General features: G+C 68.6%; 10 protein-coding genes and 1 pseudogene. 6 read left to right on the top strand and 5 right to left on the bottom strand.

The features are described 5' to 3' along the window. Positions 1–183: 183 nt before the first annotated feature. The 5 genes and pseudogenes from RPX00_RS13370 to dnaA form a co-directional block, all read right to left on the bottom strand. Positions 184–819: a DciA family protein gene (locus tag RPX00_RS13370; RefSeq protein WP_406642899.1), complete on the bottom strand. Its 636-nt coding sequence runs from the start codon at positions 817–819 to the stop codon at positions 184–186. 109 nt (positions 820–928) lie between these two features. Then, positions 929–2,083, bottom strand: coding sequence for a DNA replication/repair protein RecF (gene recF / locus RPX00_RS13365; RefSeq protein ID WP_406639841.1), 1,155 nt, complete (start codon positions 2,081–2,083; stop codon positions 929–931). A 21-nt stretch (positions 2,084–2,104) separates the two neighbouring features. Continuing rightward, the gene (gene gnd / locus RPX00_RS13360) at positions 2,105–2,995 is read right to left on the bottom strand and encodes a phosphogluconate dehydrogenase (NAD(+)-dependent, decarboxylating) (protein WP_406639840.1); all 891 of its coding nucleotides are present in this window, start codon (positions 2,993–2,995) and stop codon (positions 2,105–2,107) included. Between the two features lie 49 nt (positions 2,996–3,044). After that, positions 3,045–4,177, bottom strand: a pseudogene (gene dnaN, locus RPX00_RS13355) (DNA polymerase III subunit beta). A 909-nt stretch (positions 4,178–5,086) separates the two neighbouring features. Next, complete coding sequence (gene dnaA / locus RPX00_RS13350; protein ID WP_406639839.1) at positions 5,087–6,781, bottom strand: chromosomal replication initiator protein DnaA; 1,695 nt, start codon at positions 6,779–6,781, stop codon at positions 5,087–5,089. A gap of 599 nt (positions 6,782–7,380) precedes the next feature. Between dnaA and rpmH the strand changes: the two genes are divergently transcribed. The 6 genes from rpmH (at position 7,381) to rsmG (ending at position 11,509) form a co-directional block, all read left to right on the top strand. Further along, the gene (gene rpmH, locus RPX00_RS13345; protein ID WP_037363527.1) at positions 7,381–7,524 is read left to right on the top strand and encodes a 50S ribosomal protein L34; all 144 of its coding nucleotides are present in this window, start codon (positions 7,381–7,383) and stop codon (positions 7,522–7,524) included. Between the two features lie 22 nt (positions 7,525–7,546). Further along, positions 7,547–7,978: a ribonuclease P protein component gene (rnpA, locus tag RPX00_RS13340; RefSeq protein WP_406639837.1), complete on the top strand. Its 432-nt coding sequence runs from the start codon at positions 7,547–7,549 to the stop codon at positions 7,976–7,978. A 6-nt stretch (positions 7,979–7,984) separates the two neighbouring features. Next, positions 7,985–8,311 carry a membrane protein insertion efficiency factor YidD gene (yidD, locus tag RPX00_RS13335; protein WP_037809137.1) on the top strand — a complete coding sequence of 109 codons (327 nt, stop codon included), beginning with the start codon at positions 7,985–7,987 and terminating at the stop codon, positions 8,309–8,311. A 4-nt stretch (positions 8,312–8,315) separates the two neighbouring features. Next, the gene (gene yidC / locus RPX00_RS13330; protein ID WP_406639836.1) at positions 8,316–9,476 is read left to right on the top strand and encodes a membrane protein insertase YidC; all 1,161 of its coding nucleotides are present in this window, start codon (positions 8,316–8,318) and stop codon (positions 9,474–9,476) included. A gap of 28 nt (positions 9,477–9,504) precedes the next feature. Then, the gene (locus RPX00_RS13325; RefSeq protein ID WP_067578310.1) at positions 9,505–10,044 is read left to right on the top strand and encodes a R3H domain-containing nucleic acid-binding protein; all 540 of its coding nucleotides are present in this window, start codon (positions 9,505–9,507) and stop codon (positions 10,042–10,044) included. Between the two features lie 784 nt (positions 10,045–10,828). Beyond that, positions 10,829–11,509 carry a 16S rRNA (guanine(527)-N(7))-methyltransferase RsmG gene (rsmG, locus tag RPX00_RS13320; RefSeq protein WP_406639835.1) on the top strand — a complete coding sequence of 227 codons (681 nt, stop codon included), beginning with the start codon at positions 10,829–10,831 and terminating at the stop codon, positions 11,507–11,509. Positions 11,510–11,593: the final 84 nt, after the last annotated feature.

Below are 11,593 nucleotides of genomic sequence, written 5' to 3'. Positions count from 1 at the left end.
CTCGTCTCGCCCGAGCGGACGCCCGCTACTACAACAGTGTACTTGCCCGCGCGCGCTCACATGCGGCAAGGACACCTCTCAGTCTGTCGCAGAGGCACGAAATCACCCTCAGGCGAGTCAGGTCGTATCCGAACCGGCGCGACCCGGTTCTCGGGGCAATGACCCGGCCGACCGCAACCCCCGTCAGCCGTACGTGTCACGCGGCCCGCGGCCGGGGACGTGCCGCGGTCCTTTCCGCCAGCTCGGAGCGGTCGGACCCTGGATCCGCATCCGCTTCACGACGCCGTTCCCGACGCCCGCGGCGATCTTCGCGAGCAATTTCCCCTGCAGCAACCGCAGCTGTGTAGCCCACGCGGTGGAACTCGCGCGGACGGTCAGCTCGCCGTCTTTCAGCGCCACCGGCTGGGCGTGTTCGGCGACGTCCTCGCCCACGAGCCGGGCCCACTGCCCGAACACGCGCGCGTTGGTCATCGTGTCCTGCCAGCCGCTGTCGGAGATCAGCCGCGACACGAGCCTGCCGAGCGGCTGCGGGTCGCGCGGGTCGGCACCCGGCCCTGACCAGCGGCGACGTGCCCGATTCTGCCCGCCGCCCCCGGTGATCCGGCCGCGGCGGAGGTTCGGCGGGGCACCGCGTTCGCGGGCCTTCGCCTTCGCCGCTTCGAGCGCGGCGTGCGCGAGGTCGCGGCCGCTCGGAGCATCCCCAGCGCCCGTCTCGTTCGGCCCAGTGGAACTGTCACGCTCCGTCGCGCCACGCGCGGGATTCCCGGAAGCGTCTCCCGCTTTCGAGGTGTCAAGACCGCCATCCGGCCGGTTCGTCACGCGCGGCGATAACGCGGCTCCGGGTTTATCCACACTGTCCACAGGTTTGTCCCCAGATCGGTGGGCAAACTGCGTGACCCCGGTCACCCCGCGTGGTTGTTGTGGCTGTTCAGGCACGGTTCACCTCCCCGTCGGCCACCGTGAACCTGGCACCGGCCAGCTCCGCGGGCACGTCCTCGGCCACCGCCGCGGTGATGAGCACCTGCTCGGCGCTCGCGGAGACCTCGGCCAGCCGGGCCCGGCGCTTACGGTCGAGTTCGGCGAACACATCGTCCAGCAAAAGCACCGGTTCGCCCGCTTCGGCACGCAGAAGTTCGTAACTTCCGAGCCGAAGAGCCAGCGCGAACGACCACGACTCGCCGTGGCTCGCGTACCCCTTCGCCGGCGCTTCGCCGAGGATCAGCTCCAGCTCGTCCCGATGCGGGCCGACGAGACTGATGCCTCGCTCCAGCTCTTGCCGCCGCGTGTCGGCCAACGCCTTCAGCAAAAGGTCGCGTAGTACCTCTGTCTCCGCACGCTCGCCGCCAGGCACGCCATAAGACGGCGGAAGCGCTTCGCCGAGCGAAGACTTGTACGCGATCTTCGCCGGACGAGAGTCAGGCGCGACTCCCATATAAGCGTCAGCCGTGTACGGCGCGAGGTCGGCGATGAGGTTCAACCGTGCGGCCAGCAACTGCGCGCCAGCCACCGAGAGATGGTCGTCCCACACATCGAGCGTCGACAGTGCGTACGGGTCTTCGCGACCAGTACGGCGTTTGCCTGCGGTCTTGAGAAGTGCGTTGCGCTGCTTCAGCACTTTCTCGTAATCCGAGCGCACGCCAGCGAACCGCGGAGCGCGAAGCACTAGCAGCTCGTCCATGAACCGACGGCGCTCACTCGGGTCTCCGCGCACGAGCGCGAGGTCCTCCGGAGAGAACAGCACCGTACGCAGAATGCCCAGTACGTCCCGCGGCTTGCCGACCGCGCCGCGGTTTACCCGGGCACGGTTGGCGCGGCCCGGCGTGATTTCGAGTTCGACCGTCAGCTCGCGATCGTCGTTGACGACCGCGACCCGGACGAGCGCGCGCTCGCAGCCGTGCCGGATGAGCGGCAGGTCCGTGGCGACCCGGTGCGAGCTGAGGGTCGCCACGTAGCCGATCGCTTCGAGCAGGTTCGTCTTCCCCCGGCCGTTCTGGCCGACCAGCACGACCGGCCCCGGTTCGAGGGCGAGGTCGGCTTGCGGCCAGGACCGGAAGTCGGTGACCTGGAGATGTCGCAGATACACGAGCGGGGACCGCGCGGGAGGCTAGCTCCCGGCCTTCTTCACAGCGTGGCCGCCGAACTGGTTGCGCAGCGCCGCGACCGCACGCATCGCGGCGGAATCCTTCTGCCGCGAGGAGAACCGGGCGAACAGCGCGGCCGACAGCACCGGAGCCGGGACCGCGTTGTTGACCGCTTCCTCCAGCGTCCAGCGGCCCTCGCCGGAGTCCTCGACGTAGCCCTCGAGGTCGTCCAGCTCCGGGTCCTCGTCCAGCGCGCGCACCAGCAGGTCGAGCAGCCAGGAGCGCACGACGGTGCCGCGCTGCCAGCCCTTGATCACGGCGGGCACGTCGTCGACCGTCTTCGCCGCTTCGAGCAGCTCGAAGCCCTCGGCGTAGGCCTGCATGATGCCGTACTCGATGCCGTTGTGGATCATCTTCGCGTAGTGCCCGGCGCCGACCGAGCCCGCGTGCGAGAAGCCTTCCTCGCGCGGGCCCTCCGGACGCAGCGCGTCGAAGATCGGCATCGCGCGCTGGACGTCCGACGCCGCACCGCCGACCATCAGGCCGTAGCCGTTGTCCTTGCCCCACACGCCGCCGGAGACGCCGCAGTCGAGGTAGCCGACGCCGTGCGAGGCGAGCAGTTCAGCGTTCAGCTTGTCGTCGGTGAACTTCGAGTTCCCGCCGTCGATCACCAGGTCGCCCTCGGACAGCAGCTGCCCGAGTTCGGTGACGGTCTGCCGGGTCGGCTCGCCGGCCGGGACCATGATCCACACGATCCGCGGACCGGTCAGCTTGCTCACCAGGTCCTCGAGCGAGGCCGAGTCGCTGACGTCCTGGTTGCGGTCGTAGCCGACCACCTCGTGCCCGGCGGCACGCAGCCGCTCGCGCATGTTGAAGCCCATCTTGCCCAGGCCGACGAGACCCAGCTGAACCATGAGATCCCCTTTGGATTGGATCGGTTTTCCTCGGTTGGACGCGCGGAGCTCAGCCCGGCAGCCGGACCGGCATGAGCAGGTAGAGATATCCGGGGACGACGTTGCCCTCGGCGTCGGCGGGCTTGATCAGCGCCGGCCGGTTGGGCGTGGTGAAGGTCAGCTCGGCCCGGTCGCTGTGCAGCGCGCCGAGCCCGTCGACGAGGTAGCCGGGGTTGAACGCGATGGTGACCGGTTCGCCCTCGTAGTCGACCTGCAGTTCCTCTTCGGCGCTGCCCTCGTCGTCGCCGCCGGCGGACAGCCGCAGGGAGCCGTCGCCGAACTCGAGCCGCACCTGGGTGCCGCGCTCGGCGACCAGCGACACGCGCTTGATCGACTCGGTGAGCGCGCTGACCTCGATGACCGCGCGCGAGGTGTGGTTCGCGGGCAGCAGCTGGCGGTACGGCGGGAACTCGGCGTCGAGCAGCCGGGTGGTCGTGTAGCGACCGGCCCCGGACAGACCGAGCAGGCCGTCGCCGGAAGCGAGCGCGAGCTGCACGGTGGTGCCCGCGCCGCCGAGCGTCTTGGCGGCCTCGGCGAGCGTGCGCGCCGGGACGAGCACCGCGGCGTCGGACAGGCCCTCGGCCGGCTTCCAGGTGAACTCGCGCATGGCGAGCCGGAACCGGTCGGTGGCGACGAGGGTGAGCGTCTCGCCGGAGATCTCCAGCCGCATGCCGGTGAGCATGGGGAGCGTGTCGTCCTTGCCGGCCGCGGTGGCGACCTGGGTGACCGCCTGGCCGAAGACGTCGCCGGTGAGTTCGCCCGCGTGCGCGGGCTGGGACGGCAGCTGCGGATAGTCCTCGACCGGCATCGTCGGGAGGCTGAACCGGGCACTGCCGCACGTGATGGTGGCGCGGGCGCCGTCGACGGAGATCTCCACCGGCTGCGCGGGCAGCGCCTTGGTGATGTCGGCCAGGAGCCTGCCGGAGACCAGCAGCCGCCCGCCGTCGGCGATGGTCGCGGGCACGCCGACCGTGGCCGAGACCTCGTAGTCGAAGCCGGAGACCGTGAGCGCGTCGGACTCTCCGTCCGCGCCCGCGTCGAGGAGGACCCCGCCCAGTACCGGCACCGGAGGCCGGGAGGGAGGCTTCTGGCCACCCACGCGACGGCGTCGGCGAGCCCGTCGCGCTCGACGCGGATCTTCATGCGCGCTTCCTTTCGACAGCCGAGCCCCTCGGCTCGTGAAGGGGTCGCCGGGCACCAGTCGTGAGCACCGCGCGCGACCGGGTCCCCGCCGGTCCGGTCCGCCCCGCCTGGGAACGGACCAGCTGCAGACATCCACGTTAGGCCGTCGCCGGGGGTGCCGTCACCTCGGCCTCCCCTTCACTTTGTCGACAAGACGACACGAATCTCGGGTTGTCCCCAGTTTCGTCCTCCGCCTGTTTTTGTTCTGTTCTTTCTTAGAAGAGATGAAAAACCAGTAGCAGTAATAGGGGCTGTGGATTGTGTGGACAGCGCTCGTTGCCGCTGGTCGTAGCGTGCGGCGGCCTGTGGGCAGCCCTGGTGGCGGATCGGTGGATGGTTCGGCCGATCCGTGGATGGTTTCGGGCCGTCCACGATTCATCCACAGTCGGGCCCAGTTGTCCCCAGGGTTGTCCCCAGGTTGGGGCCGAGTTGTACCCAGGCTCTGGGGGCAGCCGAAGCGGCCGGGATCGCCCTGGTGAGTGACGAACCACAGCTGTGGATGACCTGTGGGCAACCTGGGGAATCCGCGTGGACAACCCTGGGGACAACCTGTGGATTCGGTGTGGGCGGGATGTGGATCAAATCGGGGTCGCCGCAGCTCTGAGATCTGTTGGCACTGTGGGCAAACTGCCCACACCCTGGGGAAAACCCCTTGTGTATCAATGAGTTTGAGAAATTCTCTGTACACAGGCTGTGGACGTCTGTGGATGCGTACGCATGCTTCGCCTGCACGGTGATCCGTACGCACGCTTCAGCTGCGTACGCGCGAGAAGCCAGTCAGGGCAACAAAAGGGCACCACGGGAGTCCGTGGTGCCCTTAAGCGTCGAAACTGGACTGTCTACAAGCGAGTGTCCAAAAGCAGCAGTCGGCTACTGACGCGCGCGCTGCTTGATTCGCGAGGTCAGCTCTTGCACCTGGTCGTAAATCCGCCGGCGCTCGGCCATCTCCTTGCGGATCTTCTTGTCCGCGTGCATGACGGTCGTGTGGTCGCGGCCGCCGAACGTCTGCCCGATCTTCGGCAGCGACATCTCGGTCAGCTCGCGGCAGAGGTACATGGCGATCTGGCGGGCCGTGGCGAGCGCCTTCGTCTTGCCGGGGCCGCACAGCTCGTCGAGCGTCACGTCGAAGAACTCGGCCGTGACGCCCATGATGGTCGGCGCGGTGATCTCCGGCGTGTGCGAATCCGGGATCAAATCGCGCAGCACGATCTCGGCGAGCCCGACTTCCACCGGCTGCTGGTTGAGCGACGCGAACGCGGTGACGCGGATCAGCGCGCCCTCCAGTTCGCGGATGTTCGCCTCGACCCGCGACGCGATGAACTCCAGCACGTCGCCGGGCACCGCGAGCCGGTCCTGCGCCGCCTTCTTCCGGAGGATCGCGATCCGGGTCTCCAGCTCAGGCGGCTGGATGTCGGTGATCAGGCCCCATTCGAACCGCGTCCGCAGCCGGTCCTCCAGGGTTTCCAGCCGTTTGGGCGGCCGGTCGGAGCTGACCACGATCTGCTTGTTCTGGTTGTGCAGCGTGTTGAAGGTGTGGAAGAACTCCTCCTGGGTGCCTTCCTTGCCCTCCAGGAACTGGATGTCGTCCACCAGCAGGATGTCGACGTCGCGGTAGCGCCGCTGGAAGGCGACCTTGCGGTCGTCGCGCAGCGAGTTGATGAAGTCGTTCGTGAACTCTTCGGTGGAGACGTACCGCACGCGCATGCCGGGGAACAGCCGTTGCGCGTAGTGCCCGACCGCGTGCAGCAGGTGCGTCTTGCCGAGCCCGGACTCACCCCAGATGAACAGCGGGTTGTACGCGCGGGCGGGGGCCTCGGCCACGGCGACCGCGGCTGCGTGCGCGAAGCGGTTGGACGCGCCGATGACGAAGGTGTCGAAGTTGTACTTCTCGTTCAGCTTCGTCTTGGACGTCTGCGGCTGCGCGGGCGCGGTGTACGGCTGCCCCGCGATCGGCTGTCCGGCGAACCGGGGCCAGATCTCATTGGCAGTGGCCAACGCTTCGCCCTCTTCGTCGACTTCTTCGTCCGGGTCCTCGACGTCGTCCAAGCCGGGGTGGACCGGTGGCAACGGCTGCTGCTGCGGCGGGGGCGGCGGCGGGTCGACGCGCGCCGGAGGCAGACCGGCCGCTTCGACCTGGGGCCGTCGCGGCGGCGGCATCGGCTTGGGTTTCGGCTTCGGCCGCGCGTGGTCGGCCTGGCCGTTCTCCGTGTGCGGGGCCGCGGGAGCCACCGGCTCCGGGCGCGGGACATCGTTTTCCACCCGGGCGGGTGACGCCGCATAGCGGGGGGCGGGCGCGACCGGCTCCGTGCTGTCGACCTTCACCGCGAGCGACACCGGACGGCCGAGCCGCCGGGACAGCGCTTCGGTGATCGAGGTGCGCAGCGCGCGTTCGATGGCTTCCTTCGCGAAGTCGCTCGGCGCGGCGAGCAGCGCGGTGCCGTCGAGGAGGCCGATCGGCCGGGTCACCCGCATCCAGGCTCGTTGCTGCGGGGAGAGGGTGCCGTCGGACAGCTCCCGCACCACCTGCTCCCAGATGACGCCCAGATTGTGCTGGTGCTCCGACACCGGTCTGACTCCCCTCCCTCGTCGGCGCGCACGCCTCGGACCACCCCGAGCACGTCCTGGAAAGCTCGCCTCGAGCACGCGGTCCGGACTCACCCGCGCGACGGCACAGCGATATCCACAAAGTTGTCCACAGCTGTGCACTAATGTACGGCCGTCCGCAGCCACGCCCCCTGCGGGCTCGGCGTACTCCCCGGGCGCCTCCACACCCCCCGGCGCCGGCGAGGCCGCATCGTTCCTGGCCGGAGGCCGAGAGAGGCACGCTAACAAGCCCTGCTCGATGCCACAAGGCGTGGTGCTGCGCAAGCATTTCACGGTGTACGGCGTGTTGCCATTCGGTGCCGCGCGGTGCCGGGAGGCAGTCTCGCCGGTCGGTCGCCGAGGGTGGCGGAGGGGCGCCTGCGGCGTTCACGACCGGGGTGCGTACCCTCGTAAGGTCTCCCGTATGCGACGGGTGCGTTTCGCGTGCCTACGTATGTCGTCGCTCGTCGTGACGAGGCCACCCGGTGGTAGGAGACAGCACGAACTTCCGTGCGACCCGCACGACACGCCGGGCGCCGGGGAATCCGCCGTCGCCCGACGGCCGAGACACAGGAGAAGCAGTGAGCAAGGGCAAGCGCACCTTCCAGCCGAACAACCGTCGTCGCGCGAAGACCCACGGTTTCCGCCTCCGCATGCGGACCCGTGCGGGTCGCGCGATCCTCGCGGCACGCCGTCGCAAGGGCCGCGCCGAGCTGTCCGCCTGATCCGGCTCCGCGAGGCCGCGTCGTGCTGCCCGCTGGCGCACGTCTGCGGCGGAGCGAGGACTTCCGGGTCGTCCTCCGCCGGGGATCCCGAGCCGGCAGGCGCCGCCTCGTCGTCCATGCGTTGACCACGGACCCGTCCGTGGCCGCCTCGTTCGCGGCCAGGGCGGGTTTTGTGGTGAGCAAGGCCGTCGGCAACTCGGTGGTGCGCCACCGGGTGACCCGGCGGTTGCGGCACCTCGTTTCCGCGCGTCTCGGAACACTGCCCGCGGGCACTTCGTTGGTGGTACGGGCATTGCCTCCGGCGGCTTCCGCGTCGAGCGCGGAGCTTGGCGCCGATCTCGACGCCGCACTGCGCCGGCTCGGCCTCGCGCCGTCCGGCCGCCCGGCCGGGGGCGATGCTCCCCGGCAGCCGCGTCAGCAGGACTCGGCACCCGACCACGGATCAGCGGTGTAAACGGCCATGGACGCCACCTCCGAGCACAGCACCACCGAAGTACCCGAGGACGAGTCGCCGCCCCGGCCGGGACCGGTCGCGTGGGTGCTGCTCCTCCCCGTGCGGTTCTACCGCAAGGCGATTTCGCCCTTTCTTCCTCCGGCCTGCCGGTTCTACCCGAGCTGCAGCGCGTACGCAGTCGAAGCCCTGACCCGCCACGGCGCGGCCAAGGGCTCCTACCTCGCGCTGCGCCGGCTGCTTCGCTGCGGCCCGTGGACCCCGCCCGGCCGTGACCCGGTGCCCGAGAAGTTCTCGTGGCGGCACCGCACGCCTGAAACACCGATCGAGGAGTAGCTCAGTGCTCGATTTCATCTACTACCCCGTGTCCTTCATCTTGTGGTGTTGGCACAAGGTCTTCGGGTTCGTCTTCGGCGAAGCGACCGCGATCTCGTGGATCCTCGGCATTATCTTCCTGACGTTCACCGTCCGCGGCATCATGTTCAAGCCGTTCGTGAACCAGGTCCGGTCGATGAAGAAGATGCAAGACTTCGCGCCGGAAATGAAGAAGATTCAGAAGAAGTACGCGAACGACCGGCAGCGCCAGGCGCAGGAGATGCAGAAGCTCCAGCGCGAGCACGGCGTCAACCCGCTCGGCAGCTGCCTTCCGATGATCCTTCAGATCCCGGTCTTCATCGGCCTGAACCACGTGCTGCGCGCGTTCACCATGCCGCCGCCCGGTGGCGGGGACAAGACCGAGAACTACTTCTTCAACGCGCAGGACGTGCACTCCTACGTCAGCGCGAAGCTCTTCGGCGTCAACATGGGCGAGGCGGTCAACAACGGCGTCGGCGCCGTCGCTGGCAACGTCGCGAACGGCGGCTGGCACTGGGAGGTCCTCCCGGTCGCGCTGCCGCTCATGATCATCGCCTCGATCGCCACGCACCTCACCGCGCGCCACTCGGTCTCCCGGCAGAACGCGTCGGCCGCGGGCACCGCGCAGACCGCGATCATGAACAAGCTCACCATGTACGTCTTCCCGCTCGGTGTGCTCGTGTTCGGTGCTTTCTTCCCGCTCGGCCTGCTCTTCTACTGGCTGGCGAACAACGGCTGGACGCTCATGCAGCAGCGCCTCGTCTACACGAAGATCGACAAGGAAGAGGCGGCCCGCAAGGCGGAGGCGGCCGAGAAGCGCGCGTCGCTCGGCCCGAAGCCGGGCCAGAAGCCGACCGCGCCGAAGGTCGGGCAGAAGCCGGTGCAGCAGAAGAAGAACCAGCAGCGGGGTCAGCAGGGCAAGGTGACCAAGGCGGGTTCGGCGCACGGCTTCGCGCAGACCTCGTCCTCTGACGGCAAGTCCGGCGGCGTCACTTCCTCGGAGAAGTCCTCGGAGAAGAAGGCGGCCGAACCGGCGGAGAGTGCGCCCGAGCAGACGTCGAACCAGAACGGATCGAAGGAGAACGGCACCGGGGTGCCCGGACTCCTCAAGGACTCGAACAGGAAGTCGGGCCGGAAGCGTCGCTGACGCTTCGGGTTCGGAGAGGAGACTGAAGATGTCGGAGACGGTCGACACGATCGACGCCGATCAGGAAGAGACGAGCGCACCGGCCGAGCCGAAGGCGGGCGGTGACGACGCTCTCGTGCAAGAGGGCGACATCGCCGGCGACTACCTCGAGCGTCTGCTGGACCTGCTCGACTACGACGGCGACATCGATCTGGACGTCGAAGCGGGCCGCGCGATCGTCAGCATCGACGGCGGCGACGACTTGGAGAAGCTGGTCGGCCCCCGCGGCACGGTGCTCGAAGCGCTGCAGGAGCTGACCCGGCTCGCGGTTCAACAGGAGACCGGCTCGCGCAGCCGGCTGATGCTGGACATCGCCGGCTGGCGCGCGGACCGCCGGGAGGAACTCCGCGAACTCGGCCGGTCCACCGCGGAGTCGGTGCTGTCGAGCGGCGAGCGGGTCCGCCTGCAGCCGATGAGCCCGTTCGAGCGCAAGGTCGTCCACGACGCGGTCGCGACGGTCAAGGGCGTCACGAGCGAGAGCGAGGGCGAAGACCCGAAGCGCCGCGTGGTGATCTTCCCCGAGGACTGAGCCTCGGACGCGTAGAGCCGCGTTGAGCACTGAGCTGAAGCGGCCCACCGGAGTGATTCCGGTGGGCCGCTTCTTTTATGCCTGCCGGACGACTCGGTACCGCCGGTGCACCACTCCGCCTCCCTCGACGACCGCGATCGGTCGCTTCGAAGCGCGCCGGTGCGACTTCCCCGAACAGAGTCTTTCCGCCGCCGAGCACAACCGGCCCCAGTTCGAGGGCGACCTCGTCGAGCAGACTCTCCTCGAGACACTGCCGTGCTATCTGTCCGCCATTGACGACCACATCCTTGACCAATGCGCCGATGCTCCCCCACTCCGCCTTGAGCAACGCGGCGCTCTGTGCTGAGGTTCGGATCGTCAGCACTCGCGGGCAGGCGGACGGCACCTCCACGTCGCCATACCACTGGAAGAGTTGACCGAAGCCGGTCTCGCTCGGCCCGGCGATGTAGCCGTCGAGCGACATCGTCCCCCGAGATGACTTTGCCCATCCACGGTTGTTGTCTCCTCCGCTGTCTGCATCGCTATGGACGCGTCGTACGGTGAGCGCGTCTTCGACGACCTCCCTTATCGGGCCGGAGCGAATTACAAGCGTGGCGTTTCACGTGAAACCCGCCGCTGTCTCACCCTCCCGGATCGCGTTTCACGTGAAACGACCTGTGGATCGCTCGACGACTCGAGTGGAGTTGTCCACAGTTGCGGTCTGTCGGCTCGATTTGGCGTCGGCATCAGGGACAATCAATCGAGCCCGTTTCACGTGAAACGGGCGGAGCGAGGAGTGGGAGTAGTGAGCTTGGACGGCGCCACCGGGACGGTCCGGACCGCGGCGGTGGAGGTGTTCGGGGAGCGCGTCGAGCAAGCCGCCGGGTACGTGGAGCTGCTGGCGACTCACGGGGTCGAGCGGGGGTTGATCGGGCCGCGCGAGGTCGACCGGCTGTGGGAGCGGCACGTGCTGAACTCCGCGGTGATCGGCGAGCAGATCCCGTCTGGGGCGCGCGTGGTCGACGTCGGGTCGGGTGCCGGGCTTCCGGGTGTACCGCTGGCGATCGCTCGACCGGACCTCGATATCGTGCTCTTGGAACCCATGGCTCGCCGGGTTGACTGGTTGGCCGAGGTCGCCGAGAAGCTGGAACTCCCGATCACCATCGTCCGTGGACGCGCCGAGGAGCGGTCCGTACGCGAGCAGCTGAGTGGCGCAGACGTCGTCACCGCCCGCGCGGTCGCTCCCCTCGCTCGGCTCGCGGGCTGGTGCCTTCCCCTGGTTCGTCCCGAAGGTCGACTGGTTGCCCTCAAAGGCGCCAGCGCCGCCGAAGAGATTTCCCGTGACCGCGACGCGGTGCGCAAGGCCGGCGGTGCCGAACCGCAGATCGCGGAATGCGGGAAGGCAGTACTCGAAGTCCCCAGCACGGTGATCCTGATCCGTCGCCTGCCGCCGAAGCCGACCCGGCCACGCGGCAGACGGAGCTAGCGAACGACCACAGCCGCGCCGTTCCACGTGAAACATCGCGGTGTGAACGCCCCCGAATCGTCTACCAGGAGGAGGTGTCGAGAC

It is taken from the genome of Amycolatopsis sp. WGS_07 (assembly GCF_045278895.1).
In the GTDB taxonomy this organism is placed as follows: Bacteria; Actinomycetota; Actinomycetes; order Mycobacteriales; family Pseudonocardiaceae; genus Amycolatopsis.
Note: the sequence above shows the minus strand (reverse complement) of the source record. Positions and strands in the feature narration are given on the sequence as shown.

Bases quoted from the DNA above. Each gene is read 5' to 3' on its own strand.
- gnd (WP_406639840.1), bottom strand. From the start codon at position 2,995: ATGGTTCAGCTGGGTCTCGTCGGCCTGGGCAAGATGGGCTTCAACATG.
- yidD (WP_037809137.1), top strand. From the start codon at position 7,985: ATGGACGCCACCTCCGAGCACAGCACCACCGAAGTACCCGAGGACGAG.
- RPX00_RS13325 (WP_067578310.1), top strand. From the start codon at position 9,505: ATGTCGGAGACGGTCGACACGATCGACGCCGATCAGGAAGAGACGAGC.